Below are 20,675 nucleotides of genomic sequence, written 5' to 3' on the forward strand. Positions count from 1 at the left end.
CCGGGTATCATGGGGCCATGGCAAAACTCCTGCTCAATCTGCGCAATGTCGGCGACGACGAATATGCCGATGTCTGCACGCTGCTCGATCAGCACGGCATCGCCTGGTATCGCACCGAACCCAGCCCGTGGGGCATTTCCAATGGTGGCCTGTGGCTGCGCGACGACGCTGATCATCCGCGTGGGAAGGCGCTGATGGCGGAGTACCAGGCGGCGCGCGGCGTGCGCGTGCGGGCTGAACGCGAGCAGGCATTGCGCGAGGGGACGGCGGAGACATTTGGCAGCCTGTTCCGGCGCCGGCCGGCCTATGTGGTGCTGGTGCTGCTGGCGATGGCCGGCGCGGCGGCGCTGGTGCTGCTGCCGTTCCTGCTGTTGCGGGGGTAACGGGTTTCGGCCGGGTTGCACCCGGCACCCGCAGAGGCAACGGCAACGTCAGAAGCGGGTTTCCGTGGGATGGCGCGGCGGTGTGGGCAGGCGGGTCATGCCGTAAACCCATCTTTGGGGGCCAGATCAAACGGTCCCGCCTACCCAAACCGCCACGCTTCTGACAGTTCCCGCGATCTGAAGTTGATCCACGCCATCCGTGGATGAACGGGTAAATCTGACCCTGGGGCGGTCTGGCGCTAAAATGGCGGGATGATCGCCAATACCGCTGCCTATCATTTCGCCGTCATCGACGCTCCCCAGGCCCTGTGCGACCAGCTGCTGGCCCGTGCCGGGACGGCGCAGCTGCGCGGCACGATCCTGGTGGCCGGCGAGGGGCTGAACCTGTTCCTGGCGGGGGCGCCGGAGGCGGTCGAGGGCTTCTATGCAGCGCTGCGTGCCGATGCGCGTTTCGCCGGCATGCGGGTCAAGACCAGCCTGAGCGAGCACCAGCCGTTCGCGCGGCTGAAGGCCAAGGTCAAGGACGAGATCATCAGCTTCCGTCGCGATGACGGCCAGCCGTTGGACTATCCGCGCGCACCGTCGGTCGATCCGGCCACCGTGCAGCGTTGGCTGCGGCAGGGGCATGACGATGCCGGCAAGCCGGTGGTGATGCTCGATACCCGCAACCTGCAGGAAGTGGAGTACGGCACCTTCAAGGATGCGCTGGTGTTGCCCATCCGCAAGTTCACCGACCTGCCCGAGGCGCTGGCGCCGCATCGCGATGCGCTGCGGGACAACACCGTGGTCAGTTTCTGCACCGGCGGCATCCGCTGCGAGAAGGCCGCGCTGTGGATGGTCAATGACGGCATGGACAATGTGCTGCAGCTCGATGGCGGCATCCTCGGCTACTTCGAGGAGGTGGGTGGCGAAGGCTACGAAGGCCGCTGCTTCGTGTTCGATGAGCGCGTGGCGCTGGATGCCGAGCTGAAGCCGATGGTCGACCAGCCGCTGCCCGAACCGCGCCCCAGCGCGTTCTGACTGCATTTCTGTAGAGCCGAGCCCATGCTCGGCCGCTGTTGGTCGACGAAAGGCAGCCGAGCATGGGCTCGGCTCCACGATCCGGTGGGCGCTGAACCTGCCCTACGGGAATCAGCATCCCGCCACCGTCACTGGCCGCTGCGCCCGTCCGCCCCCATGCAGGGGTGATCCTGTGACGGAAAACCGCCTGATGATCCCGTTGTCGATCCTTGACCTGGCCCCGGTCTGCGAGGGCAGTGACACCACCGCCGCCTTCGCCAACATGCTGGAACTGGCGCAGCATGCCGATGCGCTGGGCTACCGCCGCTACTGGCTGGCCGAACACCACAACATGCCCGGCATCGCCAGTGCCGCCACCGCCGTGCTGATCGGCCATGTTGCCGGTGGCACCCGGCGCATCCGTGTCGGCGCGGGCGGCATCATGCTGCCCAATCATGCCCCGCTGCAGGTGGCCGAGCAGTTCGGAACGCTGGCCTCGCTGTATCCGGACCGCATCGACCTTGGCCTGGGCCGTGCGCCGGGCACCGATCAGCCGACCGCGCGTGCACTGCGCCGCTATTTCGATAGCGCCGACCAGTTCCCACAGGACGTGCGCGAGCTGCTGCACTACTTCGAGCCGGTCCAGCCTGGACAGGCGGTGCAGGCCGTTCCGGGGGGTGGCCTGCGGGTCCCGACCTGGATCCTCGGTTCAAGCCTGTTTGGCGCACGCATGGCCGCCTCGATGGGCCTGCCGTATGCATTCGCCTCGCATTTCGCGCCGGACGTGATGGACGAAGCGCTGGCGGTGTACCGCCGCGAATTCCGCCCCTCGGCCACGTTGAAGCAGCCGCACGCGATGCTGGCCCTGAACGTTGTTGCCAGCGACAGCGAGGCCGAGTCGCGTCGCCTGTTCACCAGCCAACAGCAGAGTTTCGTCAACCTGCGCCGCGGCCGGCCGGGCAAGATCCCGCCGCCGATCGACGACATTGAAGCCTTCTGGGAGCCGCACGAAAAGCTCGGCGTGGAACGGGCCCTGGCCTGCACTGTACTGGGCGATCCGCAGCAGGTGGCCGAGGGTATCGCCGCTTTCGTTGAGCGGCACAAGCCTGACGAGCTGATGCTCACTGCCAACCTGTATGACCACCGTGCGCGCCTGCGTTCCTTCGAGCTGGCGATGAACGCCTGGCATGGCCGCCACGCGGGCTGAACAATCGCGTCACGGCCCGTTGCGGCCGATCCGCGTCTGATGGGAGCTCCCCTTTCTGGAGTTCCCACCATGGCCGAGACCCGTGCCGAACACATTGCCCAGCTGGCTGAACTGATCAAGGACGTGGAGGTGGCGATGTTCACCACCACCGGCGTCGACGGGCGGCTCTACAGCCGGCCGTTGGCCACCCAGCAGGTCGCCTTCGACGGTGACCTGTGGTTCGTGATCACCGCCGACAGCCCGAAGGTGGCTGAGATCGCGCTCGACCCGCGCGTCAATGTGGCCTATGCCTCGCCATCGAAGAACACCTATGTGTCTGTGGCGGGGCGGGCGCGGGTTGTCGATGATCGCGCGAAGATCGAAGAGCTGTGGTCGCCGGCGATGAAGCTGTTCTTCCCCGCCGGCAAGGAAGACCCCAACCTTCGGCTGATCCACGTGCGCGCCGATAGCGCCGAATACTGGGATGGCCCGGGCACCTTGCTGGGCAAGGCATTGAACTTCGTGCTGTCGGCGGTGCAGGACGATCCGGCACCGCTGGCGGACAACGGATTCGTCGACCTTCGGTGATTGCCGCATCCACGCGTTGCGTGGATCTAGCGGATGCCGGTAGTGCCGGCCGTTGGCCGGCGACCCTGGAAACGTGGCAGCCGGTCATCGGCCGGCTCTACCGGATGCCGCTTCAGAACCAGCGCTGGAAAAGTTCCACTGTATAGCCCACCAGCTGCCCCGAACTGAAGCCGAAGAACGCGATCGCCACCAGCGCTGCGATCCAGTTGAACAGCATCAATGCACCATCGCGCTCCAGCAGCGCCAGCGAGAACAGCAGCAGCTGGAAGCCGAACAGGAAGTTGGTGAACGGAATCGGCAATGACAGCAGGATGCCCAGCAGCACCAGCAGCAGGCCGCTGAAGGCGTGCGCGGGCAGCGGTGTCAGCAACTGCGGCAGGCGAGGTTTCAGCATCCTGTCCAGCCGCCGCAACGGGCGATCGATACGGTCCAGGAAGCGGTGCATGGTGCCGCGCTTCGGCCCGCGTCGGGCAATGAAACCCGGCAGCCAGGGCCGGCGCAGGCAACACAGCATCTGCAGTCCGATCAGGACCACGAGTGGGCCGCTGACCGCACCCCCCATGCCCGGGATCGGGATGAACGAGGGCAGGATCGCCACGAACAGGAACACGCCAAACGCGCTCTGCTGCAGGTTGCTGAGGATCTGGCCAAGCGGCATGTGCTCGGCAGGATCGCCGGAGGCGAACATCTCCAGCAGGGTGCGGATGCCCTCGTTGCGGTAGGTCGGGCGCTGCGCGCCCTGGCCCTGGCCGGCCTCAGGCGGTGAGCTCATCGGCCTGCTCGTCGGATAACGTGCGCAGCAGCAGCTTGTCCACCCGCGCGCCGTCCAGGTCGACCACCTCGAAGCGCCAGCCGGCCCAGTCGAAGTACTCGCCTGCGTGCGGGATGCGGCCGAAGTAATGGATGCACATGCCGGCCAGCGTGTAGTAGTCGCCATCCTCGGCATCGGGCAGGTCGTTGCTTCCGATCAGCTCGCGCAGGTCCTCGATCGGCAGCGAGCCGTCGACCAGCAGCGAGCCGTCCTCGCGGGTCACCACCAGTGCGTCTTCATCGGCATTCTCCACCGCCTGCAGGCGGCCAACCACGGCGCCCATCAGGTCGCTGATGGTCACCAGGCCCTGGATCTCGCCGTACTCGTCCACCACCAGCGCCATCGACTGCTGCTCCTCGCGGAAGATCTCCAGCAGCTTCATCGCGTGGGTCGATTCGGACACGTACAGCGGTTCGCGCAGGGTCTGGAACAGCGCGTTGTCGCCGCGCGCCATGCGCGTGGCCAGCGATTTCAGCTCCAGCACGCCGACCACGTCCATGTCGTTGTCGCGGTACACCGGGTACCGCGAGAACTCGTGCTCGGCCATGATGTCCAGATTGCGCTCCAGCCCGGCCTGGGTGTCGAGCCAGGCAATGCGGTTGCGCGGGGTCATCAGGCTGTCGGCGGTGCGGTCGCCCAGGCGCATGACGCGGTTCATCATGTCGCGCTCGTGGGCGTCGATCACGCCAGCTTCGTGGCTCTCGGCCACCAGCATCCGGATCTCTTCTTCAGTCACCTGCGCGGCCTCGTCCTTGCCCAGGCCCAGCACCTTCAGTACCAGCTGGGTGGTCTTGGACAGGAGCCAGACGAAGGGCAGGGCCAGCCTGGCCAGCCAGCTCATCGGCATCGCGACCAGGCCGGCAATGGCCTCGGAGCGGGTAAGGGCCAGACGCTTGGGCACCAGTTCGCCGAAGATCAGCGTGATGAAGGTGATCAGCGAGACCGCCAGGGCGGTGCCCACTTCGCGCGCGTACGCAAAGCCGGGCATCAGGCCCTGCAGCCAGCCGGCGATCGCGTCGCCGATCGCATCACCACCGAGGTAGCCGGTCAGCACGCCGATCACGGTGATGCCGATCTGCACGGTGGACAGGAAGCTCTCCGGCTTCTCCGAAAGCTCCAGCGCCTTGGCGGCGCGCTTGGAGGTGGCGGCCATCTGCTTCAGGCGGCTCTTGCGCGAGGTCATGACCGACATCTCGGACATGGCGAAGAAGCCGTTCAGTAGAACCAGCGCGAAGACAATCAGGATCATTTCAAACACGGGCGTCGTCCCCGGTTGGTGGCAGGGAGGGCGGGTGCTTGCGATGGCGGCTGGCGCTCAGGAACAGGGTCCGGCGCGGCGCAGGGGGATAAGGGTCGTCGTCCATAAGGTGCGCCCGGAGGCGCGCTGGCATCTTAGCAAAGGGGCGTGGCAGGGTGGCAACCGCCTGTTCAGGTTGGGGGTCCCAGAGCCCGGAAAGGGCGCGGGGATACCCGTGATGGTCATCTAGCCGTCATAATTCGCTCTGGTGCCGTCCTTCCCGCGACGGCTGACAGGTTTCTCAATGTTCTCTCTGCAGACCATTTTCGGTTCCGGCAAACAGTTCTACACCCTGCTCGATGAGGCTGCCGTCGCGGCTTCCGATGCCGCCAAGGCGCTGCATTCCATGCTGCGCGAGGCCGACCGCCAGCCCGCGCTGGACGCCTTCAAGCTGGCCCGCCTGCGCGAACGCGCGGCCTCGGACAAGATCAGCCAGGCGCTGGTGGACAGCTTCATGACCCCGATCGAGCGCGAAGACATCGAAGCGCTGGGTTCGGCCCTGTACAAGATTCCGAAGCAGATCGAGAAGTTCGCCGATCGCTATTCGCTGGCCACGACCCACCTGGAGCACATCGACTTCGCGCCGCGCGCGGCGATGCTGGAACAGGCCGCCGGCGTGGTGGTGGAGATGGTGGCCGACCTGCGCCACATGAACCTGGACCGGATGACCGCGCTGAACGAGAAGCTGCGCTCACTGGAGAACGAGGCCGACCGCCTGATGCTCGAGCTGTACCGCGACATCTACTCCGGTCGCCTGGACAACCTGCAGATGTTCCTGCTGAAGGAATTCTTCGAGATTCTGGAAAAGGCCATCGACCGTTGCCGCGAGGCCGGCGTGGTGGCGTACCAGATCGTGTTGAAGAACAGCTGACGGACGCCGCCGCATGTTGACCCTTGTCCTGGTGGTGATCCTGGCCGCGCTCGTCTTCGAGTTCATCAACGGCTTCCACGACACTGCCAACTCCATTGCCACCGTAGTGGCGACCAAGGTGCTCTCGCCCGGCTGGGCGGTGATGCTGGCCGCCTTCATGAACCTCATCGGTGCGCTGACCGGTACGGCGGTGGCGCTGACCATCGCCTCGGGCCTGCTCAACACCAACGTGGTCGAGGTTACTCCGCAGGTGATCCTGTGCGCCCTGCTGGGCGGCATCATCTGGAACCTGATCACCTGGTGGAAGGGCCTGCCGTCCTCGTCCTCGCACGCCCTGATCGGTGGCCTCTGTGGTGCCGGCCTGGCCGCGGCCCACAACAACTGGGACGCGCTGATCTGGTCGGAGCGCCTGGGCAGCTGGGCGCAGAACAAGGGCCTGCTGTGGAAGGTGTTCGTGCCGATGATCACCTCGCCGATCGCCGGCTTCCTGCTCGGCATCGTGGTGATGGTGCTGCTGTGGGCGCTGATCGCCGGCCTGGCCAAGATCGGTGGCGCCATCGGCCGCCTGGCCCGTCCGCGCATCGTCAATGCCTTCTTCGGCAAGGCGCAGATCGCCTCGGCGGCCTACATGGGCTTCGCCCACGGCCACAACGACGCGCAGAAGACCATGGGCATCATCGCGATGACCCTGATTGGTGCCGAAGCCACCGGCGCACTGAACGATCTGCCGTCCTGGCTGGCCTTCATGCACCCGGACGCGCACGCCGGTGACGGCATCGCCATGTGGATCGTACTCACCTGTGCGGTGGTGATGGCTGCCGGTACCGCCTCGGGTGGCTGGAAGATCATCAAGACCCTGGGCCACAAGATGGTCAAGCTGCACCCGATCCACGGCTTCGCCGCAGAGACCAGCTCGGCCACCATCCTGACCCTGGCCGCCCACTTCGGCATGCCCGTCTCGACCACGCACAGCATCTCCACCGCGATCATGGGCGTCGGTTTCGCCAAGAACCCGCGCTCGCTGAAGTTCGGCGTGATCGAGCGCATCGTCTGGGCCTGGATCCTGACCATTCCCGCGGCAGGCGGCTGTGCGTACCTGATCCTGAAGCTGTTCGAGCTGTTCGGCTGGACCTGATCGCCACGCCAAGGTGCACACGAAAAAGCCCGCCGACTACCGGCGGGCTTTTTTCATGGGAGAAACAATGCTTCTGCATCAACAGCAGACGATCGACCACGCCCCACAAGCGCCCGGAAACTGTCAGCGGCGGGGTGGGGGGGGGGGGGGGGGCCCCCCCGGGAACCCGGCCACGGGGGGGGGAGGGGGCCACCCAAGCGGCCCCCCGGCCGCAAACCCCCCCCCCCCCCCCCCCGCCCCCCCCCACCGCAACCCCGTTTTTGCTGTTGCTGTGGCGTTTGCCTCCCGGGGGGGCCGGCCCCCCGCCCCGCCCGAACCCCTCAATTACGCTGGAACAGCGCCTGCACATCCTTCCGGAACGCCGCCTGGCTGTCCGCCCGGCTGTAGAACATGTGCCCGCCCGGGTAGCTCCGCACCTGCACCCGGTCCGGATTGCTGCCCATCGTCGGCATCTGGTCCACGGTCAGGATCGAACCCATGAACGGGCACGACAGGTCATTCCAGCCATGCACGATCAGCACCTGCAGGTTCGGGTCGATCGCCACGGCCTGGCGCAGCTGGGTCACCGCGCCATCGCGCAGCTCGCCATTGCGGTCCCACAGCCGGTTCACGTCGTAGTTCAGCGCCTGGTACCGCGCATCCACCTTCCAGCCGACCACGCGCGTCACGAAGTCGACCATCGCCGTGGTGGTCGGCGCAATGATGCTGTCCAGCAGCGGATCGTTGGCGCGCTGCTCCGGATCGTTCGGGAATGGATCGAACGCGGTCACGTTGGAATCGTAGCGGCTGCCCAGCGTGCCCTTGTCGCGGAACACTTCACGCAGGTAGGCCTGGGTTTCCAGCCGGCCACCGGCACGGCGCACGAACTGCGGGTCCAGCCCGGTCAGTTCGGTCACCCGGCGCAGCATTGCCTCGGTCGCCTGCGGATCGCTGCGGCCCTTCATCAACGCGGTGGCGTAGTCGCCACGGGTGTACTCCACCACGTCGCGCATCGCTGCATCGGTCAGCTTGCCCTGGCGCTCCAGGTGCGCGGCGGCGATCGACGGCAGGGTCTGCATCCACGCCATCGGCGAGACATCGGCGTTGTCTTCCAGGGTCGGGCTCAGGTACGGCGAGACCAGTACCAGGCCGTTCATCGCAACTCCCAGCCGGGTCTGCAGGTAGTGGGTGATGCGCGGGCCACGGTAGCCGCCGTAGCTCTCGCCGGTCAGGTACTTGCGCGACGCCATGCGCTGGTTGCGCAGCAGCCAGTCGTAGATCGAGCGTGACAGGTATTCGATGTCGGCGCTGGGGTTGTACAGCGCCTTCTTCGCTTCGTCGTCGCCGATGCGCGCGCGGCTGAAGCCGGTGCCGACCGGATCGATGAACACCAGATCGGTGAAGTCCAGCCAGGTGCCGGGGTTGTCGTGCAGCGTGGCCGGCGCCGACGCGCTGTCACCCTCGGAGCCGAAGGTCACCACCTTGGGCCCGATCGCGCCCATGTTGAGGTAGACCGACGATGCACCGGGGCCGCCATTGAGCGCGAAGGTCACCGGCCGGTCCTTGCCCGGCATCGTGTAGGCGGTGAACACCACGTCGGCAATCACCTTGCCCTTGGCATCGCGTACCGGCAGGGTGCCGACGGTGGCGGTGTAGTCCAGGGTGCGGCCGGCCAGGCGCATGCTCTGGCGGGCCGAGGCGTCTGCGGGCAACGCAGGTGCCTCGGTCTTGTCGTCTTTCGGATCGGGCTTGGCGTCGGCATCAGGCGCGGCCAGCACGCTGGCTGGGGCGATGAGCAGGCCGACGCAGAGCGCGGCAGTGTGCAACAGAGACTTCATGGCACCGGCTGGGCAGCGGAAGGGGATTCCGATGCTAGGCCGGTGGCGGCCCTTGCCGTATGTGTCCAAAGACATGGCCCCGGCGTTGCGGCCGCGATTGGCCAGCTTGGGTCAAGCGGGCAGGGCGGCTGCCGCTTTGTCATCGGCAAGCAGGCCGTAGACGGCCGAGTCGGCCAGTTCCCCCTGGATGCGCCAGCGCTGGCGCAGCACTCCCTCGCGGCGGAAGCCCAGGCGTTCGAGCACGTGCGCGGAGGGTGCGTTGCGCGGGTCGATCTCGGCTTCCACGCGGTGCAGGTGGAGGGTGCCGAACAGGTAGGCCAGTACCTGCTGCAGGGCCTCGTGCATGTAGCCCTGGCCCTGGCGATCCGGTGCCAGCAGGTAGCCGATCTCGGCGCGGGCTGCAGTGCGGTCCACTGCAAACACCACGCAGATGCCCAGCAGTGGACCTTCCAGTGATTCGCGCACGGCCAGCTTCAGCTGGGTACCGATGGCATGGGCTGCGAGATCATCGTCGATCTGCTCGCGCGCCTCGGCCTGTCGCGTCCAGGCCGGATGATTCCACCAGCGCATCACATCGGGATTGGACTGCAGCGTAAACAGCGCGGCGGCGTCGTCACGGCGGATCGGGCTCAGGACCAGCCGTGCACTGTGCAGCGGCAGGTCGGGGAACAGCAGCGAGTGGCTGGCCAATACGGTGGTCCACGCGGATGGACGCGCATTATGGCGCCGCCGGGTTTGCCGATGGGGGCGGAATGCCCGGGGCGGATGGGGTCGGATCCCTTTCCCGGCGGGAAACGGATCCGACCCCGCGAGGGATCAGACTTCCAGCGAAGCCAGGTCGCCCTTCGACTCCAGCCAGCCCTTGCGGTCGGACGCGCGCTTCTTGGCCAGCAGCATGTCCATCAGCGAGCGGGTCTGCTCGCCATCGTCCACGGTCAGCTGTACCAGGCGGCGCGTATCCGGGTGGATGGTCGACTCGCGCAGCTGCGGCGGATTCATCTCGCCCAGGCCCTTGAAGCGGGTCACGTTGATGGCGCCCTTGATCTTCTCGCGTTCGATCTTGTCCAGCATCGAGCGCTTTTCTTCTTCGTCCAAGGCATAGAACACCTGCTTGCCTACGTCGATGCGGAACAGCGGCGGCATCGCCACGAACACGTGGCCGGCATCGACCAGCGCCGGGAAGTGCTTCAGGAACAGCGCGGTCAGCAGCGTTGCGATGTGCAGGCCGTCGGAGTCCGCGTCGGCCAGGATGATCACCTTGCCGTAGCGCAGGCCGCTGATGTCGTCCTTCCCCGGATCGCAGCCGATGGCGATGGCCAGGTTGTGTACTTCCTCCGAGGCCAGCACGCTGTTGGACGAGACTTCCCAGGTGTTCAGGATCTTGCCACGCAGCGGCATGATCGCCTGGAAATCCTTGTCGCGGGCCTGCTTGGCGCTGCCGCCTGCCGAGTCACCTTCCACCAGGAACAGCTCGGTGCGCGACAGGTCCTGGCTGATGCAGTCTGCCAACTTGCCGGGCAGGGCCGGGCCCTGGGTGACCTTCTTGCGGACGACCAGCTTCTCGGTCTTCAGGCGCGCGCTGGCACGCTCGATGGCGATCTGCGCGATCTTCTCGCCCAGCTCCACATTCTGGTTGAGCAGCAGGCTGAAGGCATCATGGGCGGCACCTTCGATGAAGCCGGCCGCCTGGCGCGAGGACAGGCGCTCCTTGGTCTGGCCGCTGAACTGCGGGTCGGTCATCTTCAGCGACAGCACGAACGACACGCGGTCCCACACGTCTTCCGGGGCCAGCTTGACGCCACGCGGCAGCAGGTTGCGGAAGTCGCAGAACTCGCGCAGCGCCTCGGTCAGGCCGGTACGCAGGCCGTTGACGTGGGTGCCGTGCTGGGCGGTGGGGATCAGGTTGACGTAGCTTTCCTGCACCAGCTCGCCTTCCGGCAGCCAGGCCACTGCCCAGTCCACGACCTCGGTGTCCTTCTTCAGGCTGCCGACGAACAGCTCGGCCGGCAGCATCTCGCGATCGCCCAGCTCCAGCTTCAGGTAATCGCGCAGGCCGTCTTCGTAGTACCAGGTATCGACTTCACCGGTGGCTTCATCGGTCAGCTTCACAGTCAGGCCCGGGCACAGCACGGCCTTGGCGCGCAGCAGGTGCTTGAGCGCGCGCACCGCGAACTTCGGCGTATCGAAGTACTTCGGGTCCGGCCAGAAGCGCACGCGGGTACCGGTGTTCTTCTTGCCGACGCTGCCGACCACTTCCAGCGGCGTGGCACGGTCGCCGTTGCGGAAGGTGATGCGGTGTTCGGCACCGTCGCGCTTGATGTGCACCTCCACCAGGGTCGACAGCGCATTGACCACGCTGACGCCGACGCCGTGCAGGCCGCCGGAGAAGGTGTAGTTGTTGTTGCTGAACTTGCCGCCTGCGTGCAGGCGGGTGAGGATCAGCTCGACACCCGGGATCTTCTCCTCCGGATGGATGTCCACTGGCATGCCGCGGCCGTCATCGCTGACCTCCACGCTGCCGTCCTTGTACAGGGTGATCTCGATCGAACGGGCGTGGCCGGCGAGGGCTTCGTCCACCGAGTTGTCGATCACTTCCTGCGCCAGGTGGTTCGGGCGCGCGGTGTCGGTATACATGCCGGGACGGCGCTTGACCGGGTCAAGGCCGGACAGGACTTCAATATCGGCGGCGTTATAACGGGCGTTCATCTGTCTTCGAAAGCTTGGAGCGACGGGCAAGTGTGGGGTCTGGCACGGGATTTTGCACGCCTGCGGTTCAGTCTCGGCGACGCAGAGGGGGTAAAATGGCAGCCGCTGGAATCTGAACGCCGGCGCTCCGTTGGATCAGAACGTCCAAGCCATACCGCGAGGAGGACTCCATGAAGAAGTTGCTGACCATTGCGATCCTGGCCGCTGCCGCTGTTGCAGTGCCGCTGGTGGTGGCGCAGAACGCCGGCCAGTCGGCCCCGCAACAGGGTGATCAGGCCGACAAGGCCCAGGCCGAGGCCGATGCCAAGGCCAAGCGCCGGGCCCAGGCCAATGCCCAGATGAAGGCGCAGGGCCAGCCGGCCCCGCAGCAGGAAGAGGAAGAGGAAGCGCGCAAGAAGCGCTGATCCCGCGGCCTGCCAGGCGCCCTTGCGACAAGGGTTGCGCTCCGGAACGCCCCGCTCAGCGGGGCGTTTCTTTTTAGGAACGTGGCGTCAGCCTCTTGGGTTGGCGGCCATCAATCTGTAAACTATGGCTTTCCGGGAGTAAGTGCGTGTCCACCCTTTGCGAATGGGCTGGAGCGGCCAAGCGTGGCTTCCAGCAAGGCGGGTCGCAGGTGACGGTCGATTTGGCCGGCACGGCCGCCCCGACCTCGCACGATGGTTCCGGTCCGGCGCCTGCCGCCGCACGGATCCGCACCTCCCTCGCTGCTACAGCGAACCGGAAAACCCCCTCTGAGCACCATGCCCGCCCTCCGGGTGCGCGTGGTGCTGCCGTTTTCCATTTCCAGACAGGATGCTTGCAGCCATGACTCCCTTGATTTTCGTAACCGGCGGCGTGGTGTCCTCGCTCGGCAAAGGCATTGCCGCCGCGTCGCTGGCCGCCATTCTCGAAGCCCGTGGCCTGAAGGTCACGATGATGAAGCTCGACCCGTACATCAACGTCGACCCGGGCACCATGAGCCCGTTCCAGCACGGTGAGGTCTATGTCACCGACGACGGCGCGGAGACCGACCTCGACCTGGGCCACTACGAGCGCTTCGTGCGAACCCGCCTCAGCCGCAAGAACTCGGTCACCACCGGCCGCATCTACGAGAACGTGATCCGCAAGGAGCGCCGCGGCGACTACCTGGGCGCGACCGTGCAGGTCATTCCGCACATCACCGACGAGATCCGTCGCTGCATCGACGAAGCCACCGAAGGCTACGACGTGGCACTGGTCGAGATCGGCGGCACCGTGGGCGACATCGAGTCGCTGCCGTTCCTGGAGGCGATCCGCCAGGTGCGCACCGAACGTGGCCCGGAGAAGGCGCTGTTCATGCACCTCACCCTGGTGCCGTACATCGGCGCCGCCGGTGAGCTGAAGACCAAGCCGACCCAGCACTCGGTGAAGGAGCTGCGCTCGATCGGCATCCAGCCGGACGTGCTGCTGTGCCGCTCCGAGCAGGCGGTGCCGGATTCGGAGCGCCGCAAGATCGCCCAGTTCACCAACGTTTCCGAGCGTGCGGTGATCAGCGTGCCGGACGTGGACGTGCTGTACCGCATCCCGTCCGGCCTGCATGCACAGGGCCTGGACGAAATCGTGGTGAACCAGCTGAAGCTGGCCGACAAGGCCGGTCCGGTCGATCTGTCGATGTGGGAAGACGCGGTCGATGCGACCCTGCACCCGCTGGACGAAGTGACCATCGCCGTGGTCGGCAAGTACGTCGATCACCAGGACGCCTACAAGTCGGTCGGCGAAGCACTGAAGCACGGCGGCCTGCGCCAGCGCACCAAGGTCAACCTGAAGTGGCTGGAAGCACAGGACCTGGAAGGCACCGACATGGCCGCACTGGCCGATGTCGACGGCATCCTGGTGCCGGGTGGCTTCGGTGATCGTGGTTTCGAAGGCAAGGTGCTGACCTCGAAGTTCGCCCGCGAGCAGCAGGTGCCGTACTTCGGCATCTGCTACGGCATGCAGGCGGCGGTGGTCGATTACGCGCGCAACGTGGTCGGGCTGGAAGGTGCCAACAGCACCGAGAACGATCGCCAGTCGCCGAACCCGGTGATCGGCCTGATCACCGAATGGCGCACCGCCAGCGGCGATGTCGAGAAGCGTGACGACAAGAGCGACCTCGGCGGCACGATGCGCCTGGGCCTGCAGGAGCAGCGCCTGAAGCCGGGCACGCTGGCCCGCGAGCTGTACGGCAAGGACGTGGTCGCCGAGCGCCACCGCCACCGCTACGAGTTCAACAACCGCTACCGCACCCAGCTGGAAGATGCGGGCCTGGTGATCGCCGGCAAGTCGATGGACGACACCCTGGTGGAAGTGGTCGAGCTGCCGCGCGACGCCCACCCGTGGTTCCTGGCCTGCCAGGCGCACCCGGAATTCCTGTCCACGCCGCGTGACGGCCATCCGCTGTTCATCGGTTTCATCCGTGCCGCGCGCGAGCGCAAGGCCGGCGGCAAGCTGCTTTCCGAAGCGCGCGCCTGACTTGTGAATGGGGGCTTCGGCCCCCATCCTGCATGCTTCAACCCCCAGCGCACCGGCCTGTCCGGTGCTGCGGACAACAAGGAAACGCCATGAAACTGTGTGGATTCGAGGTCGGGCTGGACCAGCCCCTGTTCCTGATCGCCGGCCCCTGCGTGATCGAGTCGATGCAGCTGCAGCTCGATACCGCCGGCAAGCTGAAGGAGATTACCGACAAGCTCGGCGTCAACTTCATCTTCAAGTCCAGCTTCGACAAGGCCAACCGCACTTCGGGTACCGCCTTCCGCGGCCCGGGCATGGAAGAGGGCCTGAAGGTCCTGGCCGAGGTCAGGAAGCAGATCGGCGTGCCGGTGCTGACCGACGTCCACGAGTACACCCCGATGGACGAAGTGGCCTCGGTGGTGGATGTGCTGCAGACCCCGGCGTTCCTGGTCCGCCAGACCGACTTCATCCGCAAGGTGTGCTCGGCCGGCAAGCCGGTCAACATCAAGAAGGGCCAGTTCCTGGCGCCGTGGGACATGAAGCCGGTCGTGGAGAAGGCCAAGGCCACCGGCAACGAGCAGATCATGGTCTGCGAGCGCGGTGCCAGCTTCGGCTACAACAACCTGGTCAGCGACATGCGTTCGCTGGCGGTGATGCGCGAGACCGGTTGCCCGGTGGTGTTCGACGCCACCCATTCGGTGCAGCTGCCGGGCGGGCAGGGCACCAGTTCCGGTGGCCAGCGTGAGCACGTGCCGGTGCTGGCCCGTGCCGCCGTGGCGGTGGGTATCTCCGGCCTGTTCGCCGAGACTCATCCGGACCCGTCCAAGGCGCTGTCCGATGGTCCCAACGCGTGGCCGCTGGACCAGATGGAGGCCCTGCTCGAGACGCTGATGGAACTCGACGCGGTGACCAAGAAGCACGGTTTCTCGCGCTTCGCGTGAGTCGTGACCCGTGGGTGGCGCTGGAAACCCAGCGTCACCGCCGGCACTGGAGACAGTGGCCGTGGGGCCTGATCGCGCTGGGGCTGTCCGTGGTGTTCACCGTGGGCATGTTCTGCCTGGTGCTGATCGGTGCTGCATCGGTGCGGCCACCGGGTGATGGCAGCAGCGCGCCCGATCTTCGGGCGTACTTCATTGCGCTGCTGGTGGCAGAGCTGGTCGGCGCCGTGGGGTGCGTCGCTGCCGCCGTACTGGCCTGGCGCCTGAACCGTGGCAAGGTGGCCGCCGGGTTGGCGATCGTCCTGCTGTCGCTGTGGCTTGGTGCCCTGTTCTACGGGCTGTTCTGATGAATGCGACCCTGGCAACCCGTGATCGGCCCTGGGGCCTGATCGCGCTGGCGCTGGCTGTTCTTGCCTGGGCCGGCCTGATGGCAGCTGTATTCGCCTTCGCCGCCAGTTTCGGTTCGCCCGGGGATGGCAGCCATGGCATGCAGGCCATGCAGTACTGGATCCTGGCTGCACTGACCATGCTCGTGCTGTCCTTTGTTGGCAGCCTGGTGGCGATGGTGATGGCCTGGCGTTGCCGCCGCGGCGGCGTATTGGCCGCCATTGCCGGTGGCCTGCTGGTGGTACTGGTGTCGTTGATCCTGATGGTGATCGGGGCCACTCTGGCCTGACGGCGCCTGCGCCATTTGGCAAGTGGCGGGCAGCCGGGGATAATCACGCGGCATTCGTTTTGTCGCCCCCTCTCCAGACAGGTAACCGGCCCGACCATGAGTACGATCCGCAGCATCCACGCCCGTGAAATCCTCGACAGCCGTGGCAATCCCACGCTGGAAGCCGAAGTCATCCTGGAGGACGGTTCGTTCGGTCGCGCCGCGGTTCCCTCCGGCGCCTCGACCGGTACCAAGGAAGCGGTCGAGCTGCGTGACGGCGACAAGACCCGTTACCTGGGCAAGGGCGTGCGCAAGGCCGTGGACAACGTCAACACCACGATTGCCGCCGCGCTGAAGGGCTTCGAAGCCACCGACCAGGCCGGCCTCGACCGTCGCCTGATCGATCTGGACGGCACCGAGAACAAGGGGCGGCTGGGTGCCAACGCGCTGCTGGGTGTTTCGATGGCCGCCGCGCACGCCGCCGCCGCATCCAGCAAGCAGGCGCTGTGGCAGTACCTGGCTGCCCGGACCGGCGTGGCGCCGTCGCTGCCGGTGCCGATGATGAACATCATCAACGGCGGCGCGCATGCCGACAACAACGTCGACTTCCAGGAGTTCATGGTGCTGCCGGTGGGCTTCACCTCGTTCTCCGAAGCATTGCGCGCTGGTACCGAAATCTTCCATTCGCTGAAGTCGGTGCTGAAGGGCCACGGCCTGAGCACGGCGGTGGGCGACGAAGGCGGCTTCGCGCCGGACTTCCGCAGCAACGTCGAAGCGCTGGACACCATCCTCGAAGCGATCGGCAAGGCTGGCTACACCGCTGGTGAAGACGTGCTGCTGGGCCTGGACGTGGCCTCCAGTGAGTTCTTCGAGAACGGCAAGTACAACCTGGTCGGCGAGAACAAGCGCCTGACCTCCGAACAGTTCGTCGACTTCCTCGCCGACTGGGCCGCGCAGTACCCGATCATCACGATCGAAGACGGCCTGGCCGAGAACGACTGGGCGGGCTGGAAGCTGCTGACCGACCGCATCGGCAAGAAGGTGCAGCTGGTCGGTGACGACCTGTTCGTGACCAACCCGAAGATTTTCCAGGAAGGCATCGACTCGGGCACCGCCAACGCGATCCTGATCAAGGTCAACCAGATCGGCACCCTCAGCGAAACCCTGGAAGCGATCGCCATGGCCGACCGCGCCGGCTATGCCGCCGTGGTCTCGCACCGCTCGGGCGAAACCGAAGACACCACCATCGCCGATATCGCGGTGGCCACTACCGCCACCCAGATCAAGACCGGCTCGCTGTGCCGCAGCGATCGCGTGGCCAAGTACAACCAGCTGCTGCGCATCGAGGAAGCCCTCGGCGCCGGCGCGCGTTACGCCGGTCGTGACGCGTTCGTTTCGCTGAAGCGCTGAGCCGATGCGCGACTGGCGCTGGATGCTGCTGGTGCTGGCCCTGTTGCTGGGCTGGCTGCAGTACCGCTTCTGGTTCGGTCCGGGCAATTCGGGTGAAGTGATGATGCTCGAAGCCCAGGTCGCCAACCAGGAGCGGGACAATGAGGGCCTGCAGCAGCGCAACGACGCGCTGGCCGCCGAAGTGAAGGACCTCAAGGAAGGCCAGTCCGCCATCGAGGAACGCGCGCGCAGCGAGCTGGGCATGATCAAGCCCGGCGAGAAGTTCTACCGCGTGGTCGAGGATGCGCCGGTCCGTCCGGCGCAGCCCGCTGCAGGCGTCACTGTCCAGGCCGGCGATCACCCGGCGGACGTTCCATGAGCGCGGCGATCTGGGTGGTGGTTCCGGCTGCCGGCCGTGGCGCCCGCTTTGGTGCGCCGCTGCCCAAGCAGTACCTGCAGGCGGGCGGGCAGATCCTGCTCGCCCATACCCTGGACGCGCTGCTGGCGCATCCGGCCGTGGCCGGCGCAATGGTGGTGATCGGCCAGGACGATGGCGACTGGCCGGGCTGGAGCGAATGGGCCGGCAAACCGGTACTGACCTGCATCGGTGGCGCGACCCGTGCCGCCTCGGTGCTGGCCGGGCTGCAGGCACTGCCGGACTCGGTGCGCGCCGACGAATTCGTGCTGGTCCACGACGCCGCGCGACCCAACCTGTCGCTGGCCGATCTTGGCCGCCTGCTTGAAGTCGGGCGTGCCGATCCGGTCGGGGCGATCCTGGCCGCACCGGTGCGCGACACCCTCAAACGTGCGGGCGACGACGGTGGCATCGATGGCACCGAACCGCGCGAGCGGCTGTGGCGTGCGCTGACACCACAGCTGTTCCGCCGCCACCAGCTCAGCCGCGCGCTGTCTGACGCCGCCGCTGCCGGTGTTGAAGTCACCGACGAGGCCATGGCCATGGAGCGCCAGGGCCAGCGCCCGCTGCTGGTGGAAGGCAGCGAGGACAACTTCAAGGTCACCACCCCGGCCGATCTGGACCGGTTCGAATTCGTACTTTCCCGCCGCGCCGGCTGACTGCCTGCGCGGCCCTGCTGCAAGGGCTGCATCCATGAGCACCGCACCGTTCCCGCCCGTCCGTATCGGCCAGGGCTACGACGTCCATGCCTTCGGTGAAGGCGATCACATCATGCTCGGCGGGGTGAACGTGCCGCACAGCTGCGGCGTGCTGGCGCACAGCGACGGCGACGTGATCCTGCACGCCTTGTGCGATGCGATGCTCGGTGCGCTGGCGCTGGGCGATATCGGCCAGCATTTCCCGCCGAGCGATGATCGCTGGAAGGGCGCCGACAGCAGCGATTTCGTGCGCCATTGCGACAGCCTGCTGCGCGAGCGTGGCTGGCGCGTTGGCAACACCGACATCACCGTGATCTGCGAGCGGCCGAAGGTTGGCCCGCATGCGCTGGCCATGCGTGAGCGCATTGGTGGGTTGCTGCAGCTGCCGCTGGACGCGGTCAGCGTCAAGGCCACCACCTCGGAGAAGCTGGGCTTCACCGGCCGCAGTGAAGGCATCGCCGCGCAGGCGGTCGTGTTGCTGGTGGCGGCATGATCCCGCTGCCGTTGGCGTTTGGTGCGCCGCTGTTGACGGCACGCATCCGCACCACGCCGGACGATTTCCAGGTCGATGAACTGCCGGCCTTCGAGGCCACCGGTGAAGGCGAGCACCTGCTGCTGCACATCCGCAAGCGCGGCGCCAACACCGTGCATGTGGCCAAGCTGCTGGCCAAGTGGGCGGGCCTGCCGGAAATGGCGGTGAGCTACGCCGGCATGAAGGATCGGCATGCGGTCACCACCCAGCGTTTCAGCGTGCACCTGCCCAAGCGCATCGCACCGGACCTGGCCGAGCTGGCCAGTGACGAGATCGAAGTGCTCGAAGCGACCTGGCACAACCGCAAGCTGCAGCGTGGCGCACTGGCCGGCAACCGCTTCAGGCTCGTGCTGCGCGAGGTGCAGGGCGATGCTGCGGCGATCAGCGAGCGCCTGCAGCAGATCGCCGGGCGCGGCCTGCCGAACTGGTTTGGCGAGCAGCGCTTCGGCCGCGACGGCGGCAACGTGCCTGCGGCATTGGCGATGTTCGGTGGCCGCCGCATGCGCAAGGACCAGCGTTCGCTGCTGCTGTCAGCCGCGCGCTCGGCGCTGTTCAATCGTGTGCTCGCCGCGCGCGTGGAGCAGGGCAACTGGGATCAACCGCTGGACGGTGAAGTGTGGATGCTCGATGGCAGCCGCAGCGTGTTCGGCCCCGAACCCTACACCGACGTGCTGGCCGAGCGCCTGGCGCGTTTCGACATCCATCCCAGCGCGCCGCTGTGGGGCGAAGGCGAGCTGCGCAGCGCCGACGCTGCACGTGAGCTGGAGCTGGCCGCGCTGGACGACGAGGAATCGAAGGCGCTGCGCGCTGGCCTGGAAGACGCACGGTTGAAACAGGAGCGCCGCGCGCTGCGCCTGCGCCCGGCGCTGCTGCAGCATCAGTGGCTGGCCAGTGATGTACTGGAACTCTCGTTCGCGCTGCCGCCGGGCTGCTACGCCACCGCCGTGCTGCACGAACTCGGCCCCGTCGAAGACGCTGCGCAGGCCTGACAGAAAAAGGGGACGGAGGGAGTCAACTCGTTTGTGGCACAAACGACTTGATTCCCTCCGTCCCTGTTTCTCAACGCCGTGCCAGCAGCACCAGCATCGCGCCGGTGCCGCCTTGCCCGGCCGGCGCCGAATGAAACGCCAGCACGTCGTTGCGCAGCCGCAGCAGACGATCGACCAGGTTCTTCAGCACTGGTGCACCGCCATCGGACTGCAGGCCCTTGCCGTGAATGATGCGCACGCAGCCATACTCGTGTGCATGCGCTTCCAGCAGGAACTGGCGCAGCAGGGTTTCCGCCTGCGCGGCGGTGGCGCCGTGCAGGTCCAGCTCATCCTGCACCGAATACTGGCCGCGCTTGAGACGCTGGAACAGGCGCGGTGGCAGGTTGTCGCGGCGGTAGCTGGCCACGTCGCCCGCTTCCAGCGGCGTACTGTCGCGCAGCAGCCGGGCGAACTCGCCCGCGGCTTCGGCGTCGTCGCGTTCGGCCATGCGTGCGCGCGGCTTCGGCCGGGGCGCAGCAGGCGCCGGTTCGGCATCCTTGCGCAGCGGCGTCACTTCACCGATGGCCGCACGGAACAGCGCGGCCGGATCTTCGTCTTCAGGGTGCGACATGCGCACAGGGTAAACCGCCGGCGCGGGTCTGCCTATGACGGTTCGATGTCGGCCGTGACCGCCGGCAGGGTAGGACCGGCGGCTCGCATGCGGCACAATAGACGATGCCCTTGCAGGGTCGACGGCTTCCGCAGGGGAGTACGACGGTCCCGCCCACACTGCACGGTGACGGAATCGAATTCTTGGAAAATCAAGCGGTTAAATCGAA

General features: G+C 66.6%; 22 protein-coding genes. 16 read left to right on the forward strand and 6 right to left on the reverse strand.

From position 1 onward, the window contains the following. Positions 1–17 precede the first annotated feature (17 nt). The 4 genes from RCF13_RS24560 (at position 18) to RCF13_RS24575 (ending at position 3,156) form a co-directional block, all read left to right on the forward strand. Entirely contained in the window at positions 18–383 is a 366-nt protein-coding gene (locus RCF13_RS24560) for a DUF6164 family protein (protein WP_231352656.1), read from the forward strand. Between the two features lie 252 nt (positions 384–635). Beyond that, entirely contained in the window at positions 636–1,403 is a 768-nt protein-coding gene (locus RCF13_RS24565; RefSeq protein WP_231352657.1) for a sulfurtransferase, read from the forward strand. Positions 1,404–1,593: 190 nt separating this feature from the next. Beyond that, positions 1,594–2,589 (forward strand): LLM class flavin-dependent oxidoreductase, encoded by a 996-nt coding sequence (locus RCF13_RS24570; RefSeq protein ID WP_111127140.1) that lies wholly within the window; start codon positions 1,594–1,596, stop codon positions 2,587–2,589. Positions 2,590–2,658: 69 nt separating this feature from the next. Continuing rightward, positions 2,659–3,156, forward strand: coding sequence for a pyridoxamine 5'-phosphate oxidase family protein (locus tag RCF13_RS24575; RefSeq protein ID WP_134968043.1), 498 nt, complete (start codon positions 2,659–2,661; stop codon positions 3,154–3,156). 112 nt (positions 3,157–3,268) lie between these two features. Here the strand turns inward: RCF13_RS24575 and RCF13_RS24580 are convergent, their stop codons facing one another. Then, positions 3,269–3,928: an exopolysaccharide biosynthesis protein gene (locus RCF13_RS24580; RefSeq protein WP_053501113.1), complete on the reverse strand. Its 660-nt coding sequence runs from the start codon at positions 3,926–3,928 to the stop codon at positions 3,269–3,271. Beyond that, positions 3,912–5,216 carry a hemolysin family protein gene (locus tag RCF13_RS24585; RefSeq protein ID WP_005416017.1) on the reverse strand — a complete coding sequence of 435 codons (1,305 nt, stop codon included), beginning with the start codon at positions 5,214–5,216 and terminating at the stop codon, positions 3,912–3,914. The genes RCF13_RS24580 and RCF13_RS24585 overlap by 17 nt, the downstream gene beginning before the upstream one ends. Before the next feature lie 292 nt (positions 5,217–5,508). On the opposite strand from RCF13_RS24585, the gene RCF13_RS24590 reads away from it, so the two are divergent. After that, positions 5,509–6,135: a DUF47 family protein gene (locus tag RCF13_RS24590; protein ID WP_004152833.1), complete on the forward strand. Its 627-nt coding sequence runs from the start codon at positions 5,509–5,511 to the stop codon at positions 6,133–6,135. Positions 6,136–6,148: 13 nt separating this feature from the next. Further along, positions 6,149–7,270, forward strand: a complete 1,122-nt coding sequence (locus RCF13_RS24595) for an inorganic phosphate transporter (protein WP_014646691.1) — start codon at positions 6,149–6,151, stop codon at positions 7,268–7,270. A gap of 320 nt (positions 7,271–7,590) precedes the next feature. Here RCF13_RS24595 and RCF13_RS24600 read toward each other — a convergent pair whose 3' ends face one another. From RCF13_RS24600 to parE, 3 genes are all read right to left on the reverse strand, one after another. Then, a complete protein-coding gene (locus tag RCF13_RS24600) occupies positions 7,591–9,087 on the reverse strand; it encodes a S10 family peptidase (protein WP_134968045.1) in 1,497 nt (498 codons plus the stop codon). 111 nt (positions 9,088–9,198) lie between these two features. Beyond that, the gene (locus tag RCF13_RS24605; RefSeq protein WP_061478450.1) at positions 9,199–9,777 is read right to left on the reverse strand and encodes a GNAT family N-acetyltransferase; all 579 of its coding nucleotides are present in this window, start codon (positions 9,775–9,777) and stop codon (positions 9,199–9,201) included. Positions 9,778–9,903: 126 nt separating this feature from the next. Further along, positions 9,904–11,793, reverse strand: a complete 1,890-nt coding sequence (gene parE, locus RCF13_RS24610; RefSeq protein ID WP_061478449.1) for a DNA topoisomerase IV subunit B — start codon at positions 11,791–11,793, stop codon at positions 9,904–9,906. 170 nt (positions 11,794–11,963) lie between these two features. On the opposite strand from parE, the gene RCF13_RS24615 reads away from it, so the two are divergent. The 10 genes from RCF13_RS24615 to truD all read left to right on the forward strand — a co-directional run bounded on the left by RCF13_RS24615 (position 11,964) and on the right by truD (position 19,857). Then, positions 11,964–12,197, forward strand: a complete 234-nt coding sequence (locus RCF13_RS24615; protein WP_019658885.1) for a hypothetical protein — start codon at positions 11,964–11,966, stop codon at positions 12,195–12,197. A 400-nt stretch (positions 12,198–12,597) separates the two neighbouring features. After that, on the forward strand, positions 12,598–14,262 hold the full coding sequence (locus RCF13_RS24620; RefSeq protein WP_005416023.1) for a CTP synthase: 1,665 nt from the start codon (positions 12,598–12,600) through the stop codon (positions 14,260–14,262). A gap of 89 nt (positions 14,263–14,351) precedes the next feature. Further along, positions 14,352–15,182, forward strand: a complete 831-nt coding sequence (gene kdsA, locus RCF13_RS24625; protein ID WP_049412800.1) for a 3-deoxy-8-phosphooctulonate synthase — start codon at positions 14,352–14,354, stop codon at positions 15,180–15,182. Further along, on the forward strand, positions 15,179–15,526 hold the full coding sequence (locus RCF13_RS24630; RefSeq protein WP_134968046.1) for a hypothetical protein: 348 nt from the start codon (positions 15,179–15,181) through the stop codon (positions 15,524–15,526). The genes kdsA and RCF13_RS24630 overlap by 4 nt, the downstream gene beginning before the upstream one ends. Then, entirely contained in the window at positions 15,526–15,855 is a 330-nt protein-coding gene (locus RCF13_RS24635) for a hypothetical protein (RefSeq protein ID WP_061480167.1), read from the forward strand. Before RCF13_RS24630 ends, RCF13_RS24635 begins: the two co-directional genes overlap by 1 nt. A gap of 96 nt (positions 15,856–15,951) precedes the next feature. Further along, positions 15,952–17,244, forward strand: a complete 1,293-nt coding sequence (gene eno / locus RCF13_RS24640; protein WP_134968047.1) for a phosphopyruvate hydratase — start codon at positions 15,952–15,954, stop codon at positions 17,242–17,244. A gap of 4 nt (positions 17,245–17,248) precedes the next feature. Beyond that, positions 17,249–17,602: a cell division protein FtsB gene (ftsB, locus tag RCF13_RS24645; protein ID WP_005416028.1), complete on the forward strand. Its 354-nt coding sequence runs from the start codon at positions 17,249–17,251 to the stop codon at positions 17,600–17,602. Next, positions 17,599–18,297, forward strand: a complete 699-nt coding sequence (gene ispD / locus RCF13_RS24650; RefSeq protein WP_005416029.1) for a 2-C-methyl-D-erythritol 4-phosphate cytidylyltransferase — start codon at positions 17,599–17,601, stop codon at positions 18,295–18,297. Before ftsB ends, ispD begins: the two co-directional genes overlap by 4 nt. A gap of 34 nt (positions 18,298–18,331) precedes the next feature. After that, a complete protein-coding gene (gene ispF / locus RCF13_RS24655) occupies positions 18,332–18,829 on the forward strand; it encodes a 2-C-methyl-D-erythritol 2,4-cyclodiphosphate synthase (RefSeq protein WP_061480165.1) in 498 nt (165 codons plus the stop codon). Then, positions 18,826–19,857, forward strand: coding sequence for a tRNA pseudouridine(13) synthase TruD (truD, locus tag RCF13_RS24660; protein ID WP_072166692.1), 1,032 nt, complete (start codon positions 18,826–18,828; stop codon positions 19,855–19,857). Before ispF ends, truD begins: the two co-directional genes overlap by 4 nt. Positions 19,858–19,927: 70 nt before the next feature. On the opposite strand, the gene RCF13_RS24665 is transcribed toward truD, so the two are convergent. Continuing rightward, the gene (locus tag RCF13_RS24665) at positions 19,928–20,467 is read right to left on the reverse strand and encodes a Smr/MutS family protein (protein ID WP_134968048.1); all 540 of its coding nucleotides are present in this window, start codon (positions 20,465–20,467) and stop codon (positions 19,928–19,930) included. Positions 20,468–20,675: the final 208 nt, after the last annotated feature.

The organism is Stenotrophomonas maltophilia group sp. RNC7, from assembly GCF_030910085.1.
Classification (GTDB): Bacteria; Pseudomonadota; Gammaproteobacteria; order Xanthomonadales; family Xanthomonadaceae; genus Stenotrophomonas; species Stenotrophomonas sepilia.